The following is an 18,125-nucleotide window of genomic DNA, read 5'->3' on the forward strand; positions in this document are numbered from 1 at the left end:
ATTTTGAATCAAACGATTCGATTTTTATGAATTCTGCTCAATCTTAGATAAGAAATACCCGGAACCGAATGTAAAAATTTCTCCACTGATCTGGAGACTGCCATGCCCCATCTCGAACCTGCCCCTGGCCAATCATCCCGCGCCGATGTCTGGAACCAGGACAATGCCCACTGTCGCGTGCACTACCAGATGACCGCCGAGGCCGAAGCTGATGTCCTGTGCCGGGTGCTCAACCACTTCGCCCTGCAATTTCTGGTACCCCAGCGGGTCACGGTGATCCAGCAAGACACCACGCTGCACATCGACGTGCAACTCGACGGCCTGAGCTGGCATCGGGCCCGGGTGATCGGCGACAAGTTGCGCAACCTGATCAGCGTCTGCTCGGTAGAACTGGAACTGGCAGAGCCGGCGCAGCTGCAGGCCGCCGGCTGAGGTCGGAAAAATCCTGCAACCCTTGGTAGCCGGTGGCCCGGCCTGGCGGGGCTATTCTTGGCCATTTGTGGTCAGAGACCCGCCTCTGGACAACAGCCCCAAGGAGCCCCCATGGCTGCCACGCAAACGCCCCAGGATCACTGGCTGGAGCTCAGTGAGCTGCTGCGTGAACTGCTGACCCAGGGCCGCATCAGCCAGGATGCCGCCGAACAGGCCATCAGCGCCCGCCCTCACGGCACCAGCAACCCCGTGCACCCCCTGGAACTGATCGCCAGTCAGCATCTGCCGGACTTGCAGCGTCCCGGCCAGCATCTGGATCTGGACAGTCTCACCGCCTGGCTGGCCCGGCGAGCCGGCCAGCCCTACCTGCGCATCGACCCGCTGCAGATCGACGTCGCGAGCATCACCCCGCTGATGTCCTGCGCCTTCGCCCAGCGGCACAAGATCCTCGCCGTAGCAGTGGATGCCCAAAGCGTCACCGTGGCCAGCGCCCAACCCTACGTCAGCGCCTGGGAAGCCGATCTGGCCCATGTCCTCAAGCGCTCGATCCAACGGGTGGTGGCCAGCCCGGTGGATATCCAGCGCCTGACCCTGGAGTTCTATCGCCTGGCCAAGTCGGTCAGCGGGGCCAGCAGCGAACAGAGGGCCAGCGGCCCGGGCAACCTCGAACAACTGCTCAAGCTCGGGGCCAGAGACCAGGAGCCGGATGCCGACGACGCCCACATCATCAACATCGTCGACTGGCTGTTTCAGTACGCCTTCCAGCAACGGGCCAGCGATATCCATATCGAACCCCGCCGCGAGCACGGCACCCTGCGCTTTCGCATCGACGGGGTGCTGCACAACGTTTACCAGTTCCCGCCCCAGGTGACTCTGGCCATCGTCAGCCGCCTCAAGAGCCTGGGACGGATGAACGTAGCGGAAAAACGCAAACCCCAGGATGGCCGGGTCAAGACCCGTACTCCGGAAGGCAGCGAGATCGAGTTGCGGCTCTCGACCCTGCCCACGGCCTTCGGCGAGAAGTTGGTGATGCGTATCTTCGACCCACAGGTGCTGCTCAAGGATTTCGACCAACTGGGCTTCGGCGCCGACGACCTGAACCGTTGGCAAGCCATGGCCGCACAGGCTCACGGCATCATCCTGGTGACCGGCCCCACAGGTTCGGGCAAGACCAGCACCCTCTACACCACCTTGAAAAAGCTCGCGAGCCCCGAGATCAACCTGTGCACCATCGAAGACCCGATCGAGATGATCGAGCCGGCGTTCAACCAGATGCAGGTGCAGCACAATATCGACCTGAGCTTTTCCAGCGGCGTGCGTGCGCTGATGCGCCAGGACCCGGACATCATCATGATCGGCGAGATCCGCGACCTGGAGACCGCCGAAATGGCTATCCAGGCTGCACTCACCGGGCACCTGGTGCTCTCCACCCTGCATACCAACGATGCCCCCGGAGCCATCAGCCGCCTACTGGAACTGGGAGTGCCTCACTACCTGATCAAGGCCACCCTGATCGGCGTCATGGCCCAGCGCTTGCTGCGTACCCTGTGCCCCCATTGCAAGGCTCCCGCGGCCCTCGCCCTGGATGACTGGCAGAGCCTGACCCACCCCCGACAACTGCCGCTTCCGCCCCTGAGCAAAAGGGCCGTGGGCTGCGCAGAGTGCCGTGGCACCGGCTATCACGGGCGTACCGGGATCTACGAAATCATGCCCTTGAGTACCCCGCTCAAGGCTCTTGTGCATGGCGACCTCGACCTCGCCGGCCTGCGTCGCCAGGCTTGCGAGGACGGCATGCGCAGCCTGCGCCTGGCCGCCGCACAAAAGCTTGCCGATGGCCTGACCAGCCTGGAGGAAGTGCTGCGGGTGACACCTCAAAGCGAAAACCAGTAACCAGGCCCTGCTTGCCCGAAGGCGAACCCCAAGTGCTGGACTACGCTCTAACCACCGCCAAGAAAAGCAGGAAGCCAGGCATGAATATTCGTCACAACATGATCGCCTCCGGGGTTCTCAGCCTGCTGGCCATTGCCCTCGTGGCCGGCCTCGGTCTCTGGGGACAGTCACGCCTGGCCAGTGCCCTGCATGACAATGAACTCAATGCCAGCGCACTGCGCAATCACCTGGAAGCCGACATGATGCACGACGCCCTGCGGGCCGATGTGCTGGAGGCCCTGAGCAGTGAGCCCGGCGACAGCGCGGCCGGCGAGGAGGTGCGCAACAGTCTGCGCGAACACGGCGATTGGTTCCGCAAGGCCCTGGCGGAAAACGCCCGGCTGCCCCTGGCACCGGATATCCGCGATGCCATCAGCGAGTTACAGCCGGTCCTGGAAAACTACATTCATGCGGCCGAAAGCATCGCTGAACAGGCCCTCAAGGATCCTCAGGCCGCGCGCTTGCAGATGCCGGAGTTTTCCCAGCGTTTCAGTGAAGTGGAAGCCCGCAATACGGCCCTGAGCAGCAAGATCGAAGCCAGTACCGCCCAGACCCGCGAAGGCAGTGAAACCGCCGTACGCCAAGCCGCCTGGTGGCTGATCGGCGGCAGCCTGATTGCCGCCCTGGCCCTGTGCCTGCTGACCCGCCAGTTGCTCATCCGGGTCCTCAAGCCCCTGGAAAAATCCGTCGCCACGGCCCGGGCCATCGCCCAGGGCAACCTGACCACGGTCATCAGTATCGACAGCAGGGACGAAGCCGGTCAGTTGCAACAGGCCCTTGGCGAGATGCAGGACAACCTGCGGCAGATGATCACCACCATCCGCCATGAAAGCGAAGAGTTGCGGGGGCGCTCCCACAGCCTCAGCGACACCTCGCTGGGCATCGCCGACGGCGCCACCGAGCAGGCCGACGGCGCCACCAACATGGCGGCGGCCATGGAACAGATGATCAGCAACATTGCCCAGGTCGCCGAGCACGCCCGCAATGCCCAGAGCATTGCTGCCCAATCCGAGTCCCTGGCCGGCAGCGGCGGCCAGGTGATACTCGGGGTGGTGGACGGCATGAGCCACATCGCCGAGGCGGTGAACCAGTCGTCCCAGAGCATCACCGCCCTGGGCCAGTCCTCGGAGGAGATCCATTCGATCATCCAGGTGATCAATGGCATCGCCGAGCAGACCAACCTGCTGGCCCTGAATGCCGCCATCGAAGCGGCCCGGGCCGGCGAGGCCGGACGCGGATTCGCCGTGGTCGCCGACGAGGTGCGCAACCTGGCGGCGCGCACCGCGCAATCCACCCGGGAAATCACTGGCATGATCGAGCGCATCCGCGAAACCACCGGGCAGGCGGTGAGCAGCATGCAAACCGGGGTCAGCCGGGTCAACGACGGGGTGAACATGGCCCAGCAGGCGGGGACTTCGATCAACGAGATTCGCCAGGGTGCCCAGCGGTCGGCGCTGATGGTGGAAGAGATTTCCCACACCATCGGCGAGCAGTCCAAGGCCAGCAGCGAAGTGGCGCAACGGGTGGAGATGATCAGCCAGGTGGCCCGGCGCAACAGTCAGGCCATGCGTGAGCTGACGCAAACGGTGGAGCAGATGGAAAACTCTGTGGCGACCCTGCAAACCTCGGTCACCCGCTTCCAGCTCTGAACCTCGCGGCGTGCCTGAGTCGCGCCGGTGATGTGTGTCCTGATGATGCAAGGACGAAGGTATCCCGGCGGGGGGCCTGGCACCGCCGTACACTCGTGCCCCTTGAGCAATGACTGAACAGGTGAATGTTATGCAGATCGGAAGCGTACTGTTACTTTTTGTCGGCCTCGCGGTGGCCCTGGTATTCATGGGGTTCAAGGTCGTGCCCCAAGGCTACCAGTGGACAGTGGAGCGCTTTGGCCGCTACACCAACACCCTCAAGCCAGGGCTGAACATCATCATTCCGGTGATGGACCGCATCGGCCGCAAGATCAACGTCATGGAAAGCGTGCTGGACATTCCCCCCCAGGAAGTCATCACCGCCGACAACGCCACGGTGCAGATCGACGCCGTGTGCTTCTTCCAGGTGGTCAACACCGCCCAGGCGGCCTACGAGGTCAACAACCTTGAGCACGCCATCCGCAACCTGCTGCAGACCAATATCCGTACCGTGCTCGGTTCCATGGAACTGGACGCGATGCTCAGCCAACGTGACGGCATCAACGAAAAACTACTGCGAACCGTTGACGAAGCCACCGCCCCCTGGGGGATCAAGATCACCCGTATCGAGATCAAGGACATCAGCCCGCCTGCCGACCTGATGGCGGCCATGTCCGGGCAGATGAAGGCCGAACGGGTCAAGCGCGCCCAGATCCTCGAAGCCGAAGGCCTGCGGGCAGCGGCCATTCTGACCGCCGAAGGCAAGAAGCAGGCGCAGATTCTGGAAGCCGAGGGTGAACGTCAGGCGGCCTTCCTTGAATCCGAAGCCCGGGAGCGCCAGGCCGAAGCCGAGGCCCGGGCGACCCAGGTGGTATCCGAGGCGATCGCCAGCGGCAACGTCCAGGCGATCAACTACTTCGTCGCGCAAAAATACATCGATGCCCTGGGCAAGCTCGCGTCGGCCAACAACAGCAAGGTGATCCTGATGCCACTGGAGGCCAGCCAGGTAATAGGCGCCGTGGGCGGCATTGGCGAAATCGTCAAGGCCACGTTCGACGGCAAGAAGGTCTGAGGCTCGATCCATGTTGGCATTCCTGCACGCGCTATCGTTCTGGGACTGGTTGGCCCTGGGCACTGTACTGCTGATTTTCGAAGTGTTCGGCGCCGGCGGCTATCTACTGTGGATCGGCCTGGCGGCTGCCGCCGTAGGGGTCCTGACCTTTGTGATTCCCGGCCTGACCTGGGAGGTGCAGTTCCTCCTGTTCGGCCTGCTATCGGTGCTGACAGCCCTGTACTGGTGGCGTCGCCAGCGCAATGTGGTGCGCCCCAGCGACCAGCCGAACCTGAACCTGCGGGGCCAGGAACTGATGGGCAAGACCTTTGTGGTGCATCAGGCGATAGTTGACGGCCGGGGCCGGATCAAGGTCGCCGATGGGGTATGGATCGCCAAGGGCGCCGACGCGCCTGTGGGCGCCCGGGTGCGCGTGATCGGCCAAGAAGGCGCCATTCTGCTGGTCGAAAACCTTGACTGATGGGTCACGGAACTCCGCTGGGGTATCTAGAATCAAACTGTGCAGATAACCCCCAGTTGGAGTCACCCATCATGCGTCTGAAAATAGCTGTCGCCACCCTTGCCCTGCTTTCTCTCCCTGTTGGTTCGGCAATGGCCGACACCTTCTGGCGTAACGTCATTTCCTCCGGTGCCACCACCGGTTCCACCTACCTGACCTTCAAGGACCACAAGCTGATCGTCGCCGCGCAGGACGACGCGGGCAGCTTCGTCGCCAGCGAAGGCAGCATTCGCGGCCCGTACCTGGAAGCCGCCATGCAGAAAGTCCGCGCCGACAATCCCGGCCTCAAGGCTACCGACATGGAGCTGGCCAACGCGATCCTGGCGAAGAACGCCGTCGCGCAGGAGTAAGGATCGTCCCAGGGATGGCTGACAGAAAACGCCGACCTCAGGGTCGGCGTTTTTTTGTGCCCGAAAATAACGCGCTAGGCCCTGCCGGAAGTCCGAGCCACCGCCGCCAGGCCGGCCAGGGCATAATCCATCATGTGCTCGATCAGGGCCGGCGGGTCCAGCTCAAGGCCAGGCAGTACGTTGCGCGCCAGTGGCTGATGGGCGATCAGCAGGAACAGGCAGGGCGCAAACACACTGACGGCACTGCGTAACGTGGCTGGGTCTTCCGGCGACAGGTGCATGATCTGGCCGAGAATGACGCGCACGATCTTCGCCTTGGGGAACGCCTGCTCCTCCAGGACCACCGGCAGCACAGACGAGGGCGACAGCAGCTCGCGGGTCAGCACTTTCAGTGCCCAGCCCTCGCGCTGATTGTTCAGCCCCTCGATCAGCACAGTGATGATCGCCCGCAGCTTATCTTCGGCGCTGTCCTGGCTCTCGCTCAGGCTGATCATGGTCTCGATCCGCACCAGGCGGTCATGGGCCTCGCGCAGCACCGCCCGGTACAGGCCGTCCTTGTTCTCGAAGTGATAGTTGACCGAGGCGTTGTTGGCCTTGGAGTTTTCGCAAATCTGCTTGCTGGTGGTGTTGGCGTACCCCAGCTCGGCAAAGAGCTGGCCAGCCGTTTCCAAGATCTGCTGGCGAGTTGCCTGGCCATCCTGACGCGGCGCACGGGCCGCAGCAGGCGGCGGGGAAGCGGAAACGGCCATAGACGCTCTCACTAAGTTAAATTCAAATTTGACTTTTGTTTATGGACTGCTTAGCTACAAAGCGCCAGTTTCTCGTTCAACTCCGCGAGCGGATTGCACGAACGTGGCGGCTACTCGTCAATTCACGCCAAAGGATATCAGCATGGAAGCGCGCATCATGACTCCCTTCACCTACTTCTCACTGCCCATGCAGAAGCTCTTCCTGCGCAACCAGGCGGCAATCCGGAACAAGCCCTACGCCAAGTATTTCCGTTCGGAGATGCGCGTGCCGCTGTCCGCCGTACGCAAGATCCAGCAAGGCCCGATGGACCTGAAAGACACCCTGACCCCAAGCGTCGAAGACATCAATCGCCTGCTCGACCCGGACTTCGTCAGTGAGGAGTCCGGCTACGCCCTGCTACCGGGGCCGATGGCTTATGTGCAAAGCCGCAAGTTCTTCCCCGGCTGCACCGCACAGATGTTCAAGTGGTGGTTCATGTGGCACCCGGCAGAATCGGAGCGCTATACCCTGTGGTTCCCCTACGCCCATGTCAGCAACCCCTGCATGAACCATCAGCGCCTGAGCGACGAATCCTTGAGCTTCGAGGAGCGGCTGTATGGCAACACTTTCTGCGCATCGGAGTATGTCGGCGATCGCCTGATGCACTTGCACATCGATTTTCAGGAACCGGCCAGCCTGGGCCTTGACCCTGATCTGTATCGCGAAGCGAAAATCGACGGCAGCGTCAGTGCCTTGATGAGCCTGGCCGATCACCCACAGGTGCCGGTGTCATTGATGGTGCATCTGTTCAAGGAGGTGCCGGGCGGCATGTACCTTACCAGCCGTTACTGGGTCGGATCGCACCCATCGATGGCCCGCTTTCCCGGAGCTGAAAAAGCATCGGCGCTGCTTAAGGAAAGTGGCTTTGGCGAAGCCGAGCTGGAAACCCTGGCCTATGAATTTGCCGTGCACGATATGTGCGAGTTCAATCATCTGGCCAGCTTCCTGCCGGACCTGTATCGGGAGTTCGGCGCGACTTCAGCCTGAAACAACAGCCATTAAGCCCGCGCAACTCAAGGGCTTAATGGCTGACAATGGATCAACGTTGCGTATCAGGACAAACACCGTTGATCAGCAGAGAAGTGAACTCCTCAATGTCCTGTTCCGCCGTCAACTGCTCGGTCAGTAACCGATACCAGCAAAAACCAAAAATCATATCCAGCAGCAATTCACGGTTGGTGTCCTTGGGTAGCTCGCCATTGCTGATGGCATTTTCCACCAGCTTTTTCGGCAACTCCCTTCTGCGCTCCATGAATTGATCCTTGAGCTGGGTCAATGTTGCTGGATCCAACTGCGCTTCAGCGATGACACAGCGGAAAGCCTCTCCGCAAATGGTTTCTCGCCAGACTTTCCAGAGATTGTGGAGCAAAAAGTCGAGATCCGCCTTGAACGAGCCGAGATCAGGAAATTTTCTGACCTGCTCACTCTCGTTTTCATAAACTTCCGCGATCAATGCCGCCTTGTTCGACCACCACCGATAAATCGTTGGCTTGCTGGCACCCGCCCGGCGGGCGACGGACTCGATACTGAGCCCGGAATAACCGCATTCCTTAAGGATTTCGATGGTGGAACTGAGGATGGCTTTATGGGTATGGGGACTTCGCAACGAGCCGATGGAGCTGCGAGATGGGGTACGAGCCACAATAAAAAATCTCCAGGCAGGGCGCTTGACAAACGCAACGCAGGGTATAGGATTCCTCCGAATTGAAATGAAACGGTCCGTTTCGTTTCATTCTTGAAAGAATCATGAACTTCTTGTACCGATCTATCTAGTTTTTAAAGTATCTCTTTAGGGTTGAGTAAATCAGGCCCTGCAACTGCGAGTTCCTCGGATTCGAGGCTGCGGCCCGCTTCCCAAAAAGAGACTAGATCGTCTTAAATTATTACTAAACGAAACGTTCCGTATCATAGCATAGAGAGGTTAAGAAAAACAGCTTTCGAGTGGGTTTTCCCCTATTCGGAGTCTGCTGTCCCCCTCCTCTGGGCCGCCGGTTTATGCGGTGTCGCCACGAGACAGGCAGCAAAATTGTTTTCCGTATGTTCAAGGGTGCTTCTGAGCAGGCACGACCCAGTTTTCTCAAAAAGAATGGAATCAAGAGGAAAATGAACGTGAAAAAAGTAGGCATTGTCAGCTATGGCGCGGGTATTCCGGTATGCCGCCTCAAAGTTCAGGACGTGATCAACGTCTGGAAAAACACCGAGCTCAAGTTGGTCGAGGAAAACCTCGGCGTCACTGAAAGAGCCGTACTGCAGCCGGACGAAGATGTCATCACCCTCGGTGTGCTGGCGGCGCAACGGGCCCTGGATAAAGTCCCCGGCCACGAGCTCGAAGCCCTGTACCTGGGCACCTGCACCAACCCCTACGACTCACGGGCCTCGGCTTCGATCATCCTGGAAATGCTCGGCAGCGGTTACGACGCCTATTGCGCCGACGTGCAGTTTGCTGGCAAGTCCGGCACCTCCGCCCTGCAGATCTGCCAGGCCCTGGTGGCCTCCGGCATGACCGGTAGTGCCCTGGCCATCGGCGCCGACACCATCAACCGCAATACCGCGCCGGGTGATTTGACCGAGTCCTATGCTGGAGCCGGCGCCGCCGCCCTGCTGATCGGCAATCAGAACGTCATCGCCGAGTTCGACGGCAGTTTTTCCTGCGCTGCGGATATCGCCGACAACATCCGCCCCCAGGGCGATCGCTACATTCGTTCCGGGATGGGCCTGGGCTCGGACAAGAACAGCATCGGCCTGGAAGATCAGACCCGCCGCGCTGCCGAGGGCCTGATGGCCAAGCTGCGTACCAGCGCCGCCGACTATGACTACGTGGTGTTCCAGCAGAACCTGGTGTCCACGCCCTACTCTCTGGGCAAGCACCTGGGCTTCAACACCAAGCAGATCGAACCGGGAATCTACGCCGGCGATGTGGGTGACACTGGCGCCGCCAGCCCGCTGCTCGGCCTGATCAACGTGCTGGACCAGGCCCGTCCGGGGCAGAAGATCCTCATGGTGTCCTATGGTTTCGGGGCCGGCAGTGACGCCATCGCCCTGACCGTCACCGACGCCATCGAGCAGTACCAGAAGCACAACAAGCCCCTGCGCGAACTGCTCGAAACCAAGACCTATGTCGATTACGGCACCTCCATCAAGTACGAGTTCAAGTACCTGCGGGCGGATTACGCCCTGACCGCCTATCTCTGATTACGCCTGTCTACGCAAGGAGCATGCACATGTGCGCACGTCGTGTTGCAATAGTTTCGGCCGCCTATACGCCGAAGCCCGGAAGTTCACGAGTTCGGCAGACGTTCAAGGAAATGATCGTCGAATCCGCCTACAAGGCGCTCAAGGACGCCAAGATGCATCCTCGGGAAATCCAGGGTGTCGCCTACGGCTATCACGGTGAAGGCATCTCTGAATATGGCGGCCTGGGCCCGACCATTTCCGACGCCCTGGGCATCAGCCCGGCACCAACCTTCATGAGCACCGCCAACTGCACCAGTAGCTCGGTGTCGTTCCAGATGGGTCACCAGATGGTGGCGTCCGGGGAATACGACATCGTCCTGTGCGGCGGTTTCGAGAAGATGACCGATCACTTCAACTACGCCGAATACATCGGCTCCAGCACTGAATGTGAATACGACTACTTCCTCGGCATCTCCCACACCGACGCCTTCGCCCTGGCCACTGCCGAGTACTTCCAGAAGTTCGGTTATGCCGGTCGCGAGGCCGATGTACTTGCCACCTTCGGTCGGCAGATGCGCATCTACGCCCAGAACACGCCGACCGCCACCCGCTATGGCCAGCCAATCCCATCCATCGAAGCGCTGAAAAACAGCGAAGCCTGCGGTTCGATGCTGGCCTGGGGCGAAGCCAGTGGCTGCGCAATCCTGGTGGCCGAGCACCTGGCCCACAAGTACACCGACAAACCCGTGTTCGTGCGCGGCTGTGCCTACACCGGGGTCTCGCACTACTTCGGCACGCGCTTCCACAATCCGACCCTGCACCATCCGGGCCTGCCCAAGGACGTGGGCATGGCCGTCTCGGCCAACTCCATCGCCTGTGCGGAAATTGCCTATAAAAAGGCCGGGATCACCGCCAAGGACATCGACGTGGCACAGGTCTACGACCTGCTCGGCGCCGGGCTGATCCAGATGGAATCCATGGGCATCTGCGGCAAGGGCCAGGCCGGCGACTTCGTACTCGAGGGCGGCATCGCCCTGGACGGCCAACTGCCACTGAACACCGACGGCGGCAATATCGGCCGCGGCCACGCCTCGGGATGCGACGGCATTCTGCATATCACCGAGCTGTTCCGGCAGCTGAGGGGGGAATCCGACAACCAGGTCAAGGGCGCACGCATCGGCGTGTCGCAGAACCTTGGCGGTTATGCGGCCCACAACTCAGTGATTGTCCTCTCGAACGACTAAGGAGCCCGGACCATGTCCATGTACCCAGAGCAGATCCACAGAATGACCACCGCCAGCATGCTTCGCGAATGGCGCGAGCATGGCGGCAAGTACCGCCTCGAAGGCAGCCAGTGCGAAGAATGCAACGAGATCTTCTTCCCCCGGCGTACCGTCTGCGGCGCCTGCAACTCCCTGAGCGTGAAACCTTACCGCTGCAAGCGCACGGGCAAGATCGAAGTCATGGCCCACGCCGAGAACCCAGTCCTGGCCGCCATGGGTTATGGCGAAACCGTGCCGCGTGTCATGGCCATGGTGCGCCTGGATGACGGCCTGGTGATTGCCTCGGAGATCGTCGACGTCTGCGATCCACAGCAGCTGAAAGTCGGCGCGCCAGTGCGCATGGTGATTCGCAAGCATGTGCGCGAAAGCAACCTGGCCTGGCAATACGCTTATAAGTTCGTACTGGATATATAAGTTGTTATTCAAGGTGCCTTTATATAAGGCACCTTGAAGTTAGCCATTAAAATAAAATCCAACTTAAAAGTTACATCAACGGCCGCTTCACGCCTCGAAGTTGCCTTAAGGCCCTGATTTCCTTTAGGGCCTACAGATTCCTGTGCCTATGAACGGGGACTATCCCCAACCCTTAACTTATTGGCTTACTTAGCGCCAAGGACCCATCATGTCTACTCTTTGCCTTCCACACGTCATGTTTCCGCAACACAAGATCACCCAACAGCAGATGGTTGATCACCTGGAAAACCTCCACGCCGACCATCCGCGCATGGCCCTGGCCAAACGCATGATCGCCAACACTGAAGTCAATGAGCGCCATCTGGTACTGCCGATCGACGAACTGGCGGTACACACCGGCTTTACCCACCGCAGCATCGTCTATGAGCGTGAAGCCCGGCAGATGTCGTCGGCGGCGGCGCGCCAGGCCATCGAGAATGCCGGGTTGCAGATCAGCGACATCCGCATGGTGATCGTCACCTCCTGCACCGGCTTCATGATGCCGTCGCTGACCGCGCACCTGATCAACGATCTCGGCCTGCCCAATTCCACCGTGCAACTGCCGATCGCCCAACTGGGCTGCGTGGCCGGTGCCGCGGCCATCAACCGGGCCAACGATTTCGCCCGGCTCGATGCGCGCAACCACGTGCTGATCGTGTCCCTGGAGTTCTCTTCGCTGTGCTATCAGCCGGACGATACCAAGCTGCACGCCTTCATCTCCGCGGCGCTGTTCGGCGATGCGGTGTCGGCCTGCGTGCTGCGCGCCGATGACCAGGCCGGCGGCTTCAAGATCAAGAAGACTGAGTCGTTCTTCCTGCCCAAAAGTGAGCACTACATCAAGTATGACGTGAAGGATACCGGCTTCCACTTCACCCTCGACAAGGCGGTAATGAACTCCATCAAGGACGTGGCACCGGTCATGGAGAAGCTCAACTACGACAGCTTCGAACAGAACTGCGCGCACAACGACTTCTTCATCTTTCACACCGGGGGACGCAAGATCCTCGACGAGTTGGTGATGCACCTGGACCTGGCCTCGAACCGGGTCTCGCAATCACGCAGCAGCCTCTCGGAAGCCGGCAACATCGCCAGCGTAGTGGTGTTCGACGTACTCAAGCGGCAGTTCGATTCCAACCTGAATCGAGGCGATATCGGCCTGCTGGCAGCCTTCGGCCCGGGCTTCACCGCGGAAATGGCCGTCGGAGAGTGGACCGCCTGAAGGGAAACCCTGCGCCAGTCCGACCTGACGTTGCCAGGCTGCAAGGCAACGTCAGGCCGCACCCTCACGGCGCACCGCGCCGGGTTCATGGTTTTCACAAGGAAGCTGAGCGATGAACGCTGGAATACCAACCACGGCTGCCGACAGCCGTTACGAAAGATCCATGGTGGTGTTGCTGTCACTGAGTTTCGGGCTGGTGGGGCTGGATCGCTTCATCATCCTGCCGCTGTTTCCGGTGATCATGCACGACCTGCAACTGGACTATCAGGACCTGGGCTACCTGTCGGCCGCGCTGGCCTTCACCTGGGGACTATCCGCTCTGGGCATGGGCAGCGTGATTGACCGCCTGGGAACCCGTCGCGTACTGGTGGTTTCCATCGCGGTCCTGTCGTTGCTGTCCGGTTTCTCCGCACTGGCCACCGGCGTACTGGGGCTGGTGACTCTACGGGGACTGATGGGCATCTGCGAAGGTGCCTTCACGCCGACGAGCATCATTGTCACTAACGAAGTCTCGCGCCCCGACCGACGCGGACAGAACCTGGGCATCCAGCAGGCGCTGTTTCCGATTCTCGGCCTATGCCTGGGACCGCTGATCGCCGCCAGCCTGCTGCAACTTACCGGCTCCTGGCGTGCGGTCTTCGCGATCATCGCCCTGCCCGGCCTGCTGTTGGCCGGCTACCTGTGGAAGGTCTACCGACCGCTGCCCGCGGCGCCCTGCGTGCAACTCGCCGGTACTGCCAGAAGCCACTGGCTAGCGGCCTTCAAGAGCGGCAATGTTCGCCTGAACATCCTCATGATGTTCTGCATCCTGACTTGCCAGTTCGTGCTCTGCGCCATGCTGCCCAGTTACCTGACCGACCACCTGCACCTGGAAACCCTGTCAATGGCCTTTGTCATCTCGGCCATTGGCCTGGGCGGTTTCATCGGCCAATTGATCATTCCCGGAATGTCCGACCGCCTCGGACGCAAACCGGTGGTATCGGCCTGTTTCATGACCAGCAGCACCCTGGTGGGCCTGCTGATCGTCAGCCCGGCGATTCCCTGGCTGCTGTTTCTGCTGTTGTTCCTGCTGTCGTTTTTCAATTTCAGTCTGATCTGCATGACGGTCGGCCCGCTGACCAGTGAATCCGTGGCCCCGGCCCTGCTACCGACGGCGACCGGGATTGTCGTGGGTTTCGGCGAAATTCTCGGGGGCGGGCTGTCCCCGGCCGTGGCCGGGTTTGCCGCCAGCCATTTCGGCCTGCCGTCGATCCTGTACGTGGCCCTGAGCGGCAGCCTGATCGGCTTGCTGATGTCATTTCTGCTCAAGGAAAGTGCGCTCGAACCTCGCCGGACGCGAGCCCCCGAGCCGCTGCCCATCCTCCCCGCCCCCTTGCCCCTGAAGGACTAGAGAATCATGGACGATTACCTGCTGTTGCTGGATGTCTGCCACAAGGAACAGCGCACCATCGGGCTGTTCGACTTTCACAATGGTCGCAGCATGCACGCCCTGTCCGAACACGGTGGGTTATACGAAACCCTGCATTTCTGCGCCCGCCGGCACCTGGATTGGGGCGAGTACCTGCGCAGCCTGCCACCCCATCCGCAACAGCCTCCCGAGGGACACCCGCAAGGGCCGCTGCGTCCGCCACTCAAGCCCAGCGACAGCCTGCTGGCCCAGGTCAGCGAGGTCACCCTGAACACCCCGAACACCCGCCAGGGCTGGTTCTACAAGGGCAACGGCAGCCTGCTCAAGACCGACGGCGAGGCGCTGATGATCCCGTATCACGCCCTGAGTATTTGCAGTCAGCCAGGCGTGATGTGCGTGTATCTGGTGGACCACTTCAAGCAACTGCGCTTTGTCGGCTTCAGCCTGGGTCATGACATCCATGACCCGCTGCTCAGCCGCCAGGACGCCAGTTCCTGTGCACAATCACGCCTGCGCCAGTGCGCCATCACTCCGGCGCTGATCCTCGGCGAGCTGCAGAGCAGCCTGTCACTCAATGTACGGGTTGAACGCCAGGGTGTGCAGCTGTCCTACCTCAGCTATCGCCTCGATCTGCAGAACTGGTGGGCGATCCGCAAATACTCCCAGGCGTTCCTCGAACAGCATGAGCAGTTCCTGCAACCGGGCATGGTCCACTACGTGTTTCACAGTGCCTGCCGGCGCGAGAGCGAACTGCAGTTGCAACACGGCGACTGGCTGGACCTGGACTGCCCGGAACTGGAACTGGGCCTGAGCAACCAGGTCATCGAAGAAGAACTGCTGCACCTCTATCCCCTGGAAACTCAACCATTACGGCGCAACACCCAAGGCAGTCGTCCGACGCGGCTACACCCCCCCTACTGAGGCGAATTCAGCGATAGGCCTCCACCGGAACACAGGCGCAGAACAGATTGCGATCGCCGTAGACGTTGTCCACCCGGTTCACCGCCGGCCAGTACTTGTGGGCCCGGGCGTGGGCGCTGGGCAGCACCGCCTGCTCGATGCTGTAGGGCCGCTCCCAGATCCCGGTGATGTCCGCCAGGGTATGGGGCGCGCCCTTGAGCGGATTGTCTTCGGCCGGCCAATTGCCCTCCTGGACCTGGGCGATCTCGGCACGAATGCTCAGCATGGCCTCGACAAAGCGGTCCAGCTCGGCCTTGGACTCGCTTTCTGTGGGTTCCACCATCAGCGTGCCCGGCACCGGGAACGACATGGTCGGGGCATGGAAACCGTAGTCCATCAGACGCTTGGCCACATCCTCCTCGGTAATCCCGGTCAGGGCCTTGAGCGGCCGCAGGTCGAGAATGCATTCGTGGGCCACTCGGCCATTGCGCCCGCTATAGAGCACCGGGAAGGCACCACTGAGCTGGGCGGCCAGGTAATTGGCGGCGAGGATCGCCACCTCGCTGGCATCCGCCAGTTGCGGCCCCATCAGGGCGATGTACATCCAGCTGATTGGCAGGATACTGGCGCTGCCCCAGGGCGCCGCGCTGACCGCGCCATTCTCTGCAAGCGGCCCGTCGATCGGCACCACCGGATGATTGGCGACAAAGGGCGCCAGATGGGCGCGCACGCCGATGGGTCCCATCCCCGGCCCGCCGCCGCCATGGGGAATGCAGAACGTCTTGTGCAGGTTCATGTGCGAGACATCGGCGCCGATGTCCGCAGGTCGGGCCAGGCCCACCTGGGCATTGAGATTGGCGCCGTCCATGTACACCTGGCCGCCGTGGCTGTGGATAACTTCACAGATATGGCTGATGCCCTCTTCATAGACGCCATGGGTCGAGGGGTAAGTGGCCATCAGGCAGGACAGCCGATCGCCGGCGGCCTGGGCCTTGACCGTCAGATCCTCCAGGTCGACGTTGCCGGCCTCATCGCACTCGACGATCACCACCTGCATCCCGGCCATCTGCGCCGAAGCCGGATTGGTGCCATGGGCCGAGGCCGGTATCAGGCAAATGTGCCGCCCGCCTTGCTGGCGGCTCTCGTGGTAACGACGAATGGCCAGTAACCCCGCGTACTCGCCCTGGGCACCGGAATTGGGCTGCATGCAGATGGCATCGAAGCCGGTGATCGCGCACAACCAACGCTCCAGTTCCTCGATCATCAAGGTGTAACCAGCGGCCTGCTCCCGGGGGGCGAAGGGGTGCAGATTGGCGAACTCCGGCCAGGTGATGGGGATCATCTCGCTGCTGGCATTGAGCTTCATGGTGCAGGAGCCCAGGGGGATCATCGACTGGTTGAGCGCCAGGTCCTTATTCTCCAGTTGCTTGAGGTAGCGCAGCATCTCGGTTTCGCTGTGATGGGCGCTGAACACTGGATGGGTCAGGTAGGGGCTGCGGCGCAACAAGCTGTCAGGAAGACCCGAGGCCAGCGACTCGGCATCCAGTTCGGCGACGTCCAACCCATGGTCCGCGCCGAGAAACACGTCCAGCAGCCGGGCCACGGTGGTTTCGTCACAGGTCTCATCGAGGCTCAGGCCCAACTGGCCACGACCGAGAATCCGCAGGTTGATCTGCAGCGCCTTGGCGCTCTCGATGATCGCGGTCTGGCTACCGCCCACCTCCAGGGTCAAGGTGTCGAAAAAGTGCCGGTTGACCCGCGCTATGCCGTGGCGTTCGAGGCCCGCAGCGAGGATGCAAGTCAAGCGATGCACCCGCTGGGCAATGCGCTTGAGGCCGGCCGGACCGTGATAGACCGCATAGAAGCTGGCGATGTTGGCCAACAACACCTGGGCGGTGCAGATATTGGAGTTGGCCTTCTCGCGGCGGATATGTTGCTCGCGGGTTTGCAGGGCCATGCGCAAGGCCACCTGTCCCCGGGCATCCTTGGACACGCCGATGATGCGCCCGGGCATCGCCCGCTTGTACTCGTCGCGACAAGCGAAAAACGCTGCGTGAGGACCGCCGTAGCCCATGGGCACGCCAAAGCGCTGGGAGGAACCCAGGACCACATCGGCCCCCAGCTCGCCGGGCGGGGTCAGTACCAGCAGACTGAGCAGATCGGCGGCCACACAGGCCAGGGCCTGCTGGGCATGCAATTGATCGATCAACGGCCGCAGGTCGCGGATCTCGCCGTGGGTATCCGGGTACTGCAACAGCGCGCCAAACACCTGATGCGTAGACAAGTTATCCACAGCGTCGACGATCACCTCGAAACCGAAACCCTCGGCCCGGGTGCGCACCACGGAGACAGTCTGGGGATGGCAGTGTTCATCGACAAAAAACAGATTGCTCCTGGACTTGGCCACGCGCTTGGCCAGCGCCATGGCCTCGGCCGCTGCGGTGGCCTCGTCCAGCAAAGAGGCATTGGCCAGATCGAGGCCGGTGAGGTCGATGGTCATCTGCTGGAAGTTCAGCAGGGCTTCGAGCCGGCCCTGGGCGATTTCCGGTTGGTAGGGCGTGTAGGCGGTGTACCAACCGGGGTTTTCCAACACGTTGCGCAGGATGACCGTCGGCGTCAGGGTGCCGTGGTAACCCATGCCGATCAGGCTGGTCCAGACCTGGTTCTGCGAGGCATAACCCTTGAGCTTGGCCAGGGCCGCCTGCTCGTCCAGTGCCGGCGGCAGGTCCAGGGCGCGGTTGAGGCGGATTCCCGGCGGCACCGTCTGCTCGATCAGCTCGATCCGACTGCCCAGCCCGAGACTGGCGAGCATCGCCTGCTGCTCCTCGGCATCGGGCCCCAGGTGCCGGTGGAGAAATGCGTTGGGCTCGCGTAACTGGCTCAGGGATGGCGACGGGGACATGGCAGGCTCTCTCCGATAAGCGGCGCTCAGCGTCGATGCAACAGGGTGCCAAGCAGCATAGCAGCCGATTCCCCGCGTCGACGCGCT

16 protein-coding genes and 1 pseudogene are annotated in these 18,125 nt (G+C 61.5%); 14 read left to right on the plus strand and 3 right to left on the minus strand.

Annotated features, from left to right (window positions below):
* Positions 1–102 precede the first annotated feature (102 nt).
* The 7 genes and pseudogenes from ACSSVC_RS02215 (at position 103) to ACSSVC_RS02245 (ending at position 5,910) form a co-directional block, all read left to right on the plus strand.
* Entirely contained in the window at positions 103–432 is a 330-nt protein-coding gene (locus ACSSVC_RS02215) for an ACT-like domain-containing protein (RefSeq protein WP_346633313.1), read from the plus strand.
* Positions 433–543: 111 nt separating this feature from the next.
* Entirely contained in the window at positions 544–2,322 is a 1,779-nt protein-coding gene (gene tfpB / locus ACSSVC_RS02220) for a type IV pilus assembly ATPase TfpB (RefSeq protein ID WP_492611951.1), read from the plus strand.
* Positions 2,323–2,828: 506 nt separating this feature from the next.
* Positions 2,829–3,155 (plus strand): annotated as a pseudogene (locus ACSSVC_RS02225) (HAMP domain-containing protein); the annotation flags it as partial.
* Positions 3,156–3,296: 141 nt separating this feature from the next.
* Positions 3,297–4,010, plus strand: a complete 714-nt coding sequence (locus tag ACSSVC_RS02230) for a methyl-accepting chemotaxis protein (protein ID WP_430962719.1) — start codon at positions 3,297–3,299, stop codon at positions 4,008–4,010.
* Between the two features lie 130 nt (positions 4,011–4,140).
* Positions 4,141–5,061: an SPFH domain-containing protein gene (locus ACSSVC_RS02235; RefSeq protein ID WP_102862164.1), complete on the plus strand. Its 921-nt coding sequence runs from the start codon at positions 4,141–4,143 to the stop codon at positions 5,059–5,061.
* 10 nt (positions 5,062–5,071) lie between these two features.
* Positions 5,072–5,521, plus strand: a complete 450-nt coding sequence (locus ACSSVC_RS02240) for an NfeD family protein (RefSeq protein ID WP_346633316.1) — start codon at positions 5,072–5,074, stop codon at positions 5,519–5,521.
* Positions 5,522–5,592: 71 nt separating this feature from the next.
* Positions 5,593–5,910 (plus strand): DUF2388 domain-containing protein, encoded by a 318-nt coding sequence (locus ACSSVC_RS02245; RefSeq protein ID WP_016966055.1) that lies wholly within the window; start codon positions 5,593–5,595, stop codon positions 5,908–5,910.
* Positions 5,911–5,984: 74 nt separating this feature from the next.
* Here the strand turns inward: ACSSVC_RS02245 and ACSSVC_RS02250 are convergent, their stop codons facing one another.
* On the minus strand, positions 5,985–6,659 hold the full coding sequence (locus ACSSVC_RS02250; protein ID WP_346633317.1) for a TetR/AcrR family transcriptional regulator: 675 nt from the start codon (positions 6,657–6,659) through the stop codon (positions 5,985–5,987).
* A gap of 142 nt (positions 6,660–6,801) precedes the next feature.
* On the opposite strand from ACSSVC_RS02250, the gene phlG reads away from it, so the two are divergent.
* Positions 6,802–7,686, plus strand: coding sequence for a 2,4-diacetylphloroglucinol hydrolase (phlG, locus tag ACSSVC_RS02255; RefSeq protein WP_346633318.1), 885 nt, complete (start codon positions 6,802–6,804; stop codon positions 7,684–7,686).
* 52 nt (positions 7,687–7,738) lie between these two features.
* Here the strand turns inward: phlG and ACSSVC_RS02260 are convergent, their stop codons facing one another.
* Entirely contained in the window at positions 7,739–8,341 is a 603-nt protein-coding gene (locus ACSSVC_RS02260; protein ID WP_346633319.1) for a TetR/AcrR family transcriptional regulator, read from the minus strand.
* Positions 8,342–8,802: 461 nt separating this feature from the next.
* Here ACSSVC_RS02260 and ACSSVC_RS02265 point away from each other — a divergent pair, with 461 nt between their 5' ends.
* The 6 genes from ACSSVC_RS02265 to ACSSVC_RS02290 all read left to right on the plus strand — a co-directional run bounded on the left by ACSSVC_RS02265 (position 8,803) and on the right by ACSSVC_RS02290 (position 15,157).
* The gene (locus ACSSVC_RS02265) at positions 8,803–9,891 is read left to right on the plus strand and encodes a hydroxymethylglutaryl-CoA synthase (protein ID WP_404937875.1); all 1,089 of its coding nucleotides are present in this window, start codon (positions 8,803–8,805) and stop codon (positions 9,889–9,891) included.
* A 29-nt stretch (positions 9,892–9,920) separates the two neighbouring features.
* Positions 9,921–11,117, plus strand: a complete 1,197-nt coding sequence (locus ACSSVC_RS02270) for a thiolase family protein (protein WP_346633321.1) — start codon at positions 9,921–9,923, stop codon at positions 11,115–11,117.
* Between the two features lie 12 nt (positions 11,118–11,129).
* On the plus strand, positions 11,130–11,570 hold the full coding sequence (locus ACSSVC_RS02275; protein WP_102862172.1) for a Zn-ribbon domain-containing OB-fold protein: 441 nt from the start codon (positions 11,130–11,132) through the stop codon (positions 11,568–11,570).
* 208 nt (positions 11,571–11,778) lie between these two features.
* Positions 11,779–12,828, plus strand: coding sequence for a type III polyketide synthase (locus ACSSVC_RS02280; RefSeq protein ID WP_346633322.1), 1,050 nt, complete (start codon positions 11,779–11,781; stop codon positions 12,826–12,828).
* Positions 12,829–12,940: 112 nt separating this feature from the next.
* Positions 12,941–14,218, plus strand: coding sequence for an MFS transporter (locus ACSSVC_RS02285; RefSeq protein ID WP_346633323.1), 1,278 nt, complete (start codon positions 12,941–12,943; stop codon positions 14,216–14,218).
* Positions 14,219–14,224: 6 nt separating this feature from the next.
* Positions 14,225–15,157, plus strand: a complete 933-nt coding sequence (locus ACSSVC_RS02290; RefSeq protein ID WP_492611952.1) for a fumarylacetoacetate hydrolase — start codon at positions 14,225–14,227, stop codon at positions 15,155–15,157.
* A 7-nt stretch (positions 15,158–15,164) separates the two neighbouring features.
* Here the strand turns inward: ACSSVC_RS02290 and gcvP are convergent, their stop codons facing one another.
* The gene (gcvP, locus tag ACSSVC_RS02295) at positions 15,165–18,038 is read right to left on the minus strand and encodes an aminomethyl-transferring glycine dehydrogenase (protein WP_492611953.1); all 2,874 of its coding nucleotides are present in this window, start codon (positions 18,036–18,038) and stop codon (positions 15,165–15,167) included.
* Positions 18,039–18,125: the final 87 nt, after the last annotated feature.

It is taken from the genome of Pseudomonas sp. E1BtOHC1, from assembly GCF_058744285.1.

Coding starts and splice junctions, on each gene's coding strand:
- ACSSVC_RS02235 (WP_102862164.1), top strand. CDS start 4,141: ATGCAGATCGGAAGCGTACTGTTACTTTTTGTCGGCCTCGCGGTGGCC.
- ACSSVC_RS02270 (WP_346633321.1), top strand. CDS start 9,921: ATGTGCGCACGTCGTGTTGCAATAGTTTCGGCCGCCTATACGCCGAAG.
- ACSSVC_RS02290 (WP_492611952.1), top strand. CDS start 14,225: ATGGACGATTACCTGCTGTTGCTGGATGTCTGCCACAAGGAACAGCGC.
- ACSSVC_RS02230 (WP_430962719.1), top strand. CDS start 3,297: ATGGAACAGATGATCAGCAACATTGCCCAGGTCGCCGAGCACGCCCGC.
- phlG (WP_346633318.1), top strand. CDS start 6,802: ATGGAAGCGCGCATCATGACTCCCTTCACCTACTTCTCACTGCCCATG.
- ACSSVC_RS02245 (WP_016966055.1), top strand. CDS start 5,593: ATGCGTCTGAAAATAGCTGTCGCCACCCTTGCCCTGCTTTCTCTCCCT.
- ACSSVC_RS02215 (WP_346633313.1), top strand. CDS start 103: ATGCCCCATCTCGAACCTGCCCCTGGCCAATCATCCCGCGCCGATGTC.
- gcvP (WP_492611953.1), bottom strand. CDS start 18,038: ATGTCCCCGTCGCCATCCCTGAGCCAGTTACGCGAGCCCAACGCATTT.
- ACSSVC_RS02250 (WP_346633317.1), bottom strand. CDS start 6,659: ATGGCCGTTTCCGCTTCCCCGCCGCCTGCTGCGGCCCGTGCGCCGCGT.
- tfpB (WP_492611951.1), top strand. CDS start 544: ATGGCTGCCACGCAAACGCCCCAGGATCACTGGCTGGAGCTCAGTGAG.
- ACSSVC_RS02240 (WP_346633316.1), top strand. CDS start 5,072: ATGTTGGCATTCCTGCACGCGCTATCGTTCTGGGACTGGTTGGCCCTG.
- ACSSVC_RS02275 (WP_102862172.1), top strand. CDS start 11,130: ATGTCCATGTACCCAGAGCAGATCCACAGAATGACCACCGCCAGCATG.
- ACSSVC_RS02265 (WP_404937875.1), top strand. CDS start 8,803: ATGAACGTGAAAAAAGTAGGCATTGTCAGCTATGGCGCGGGTATTCCG.
- ACSSVC_RS02285 (WP_346633323.1), top strand. CDS start 12,941: ATGAACGCTGGAATACCAACCACGGCTGCCGACAGCCGTTACGAAAGA.
- ACSSVC_RS02280 (WP_346633322.1), top strand. CDS start 11,779: ATGTCTACTCTTTGCCTTCCACACGTCATGTTTCCGCAACACAAGATC.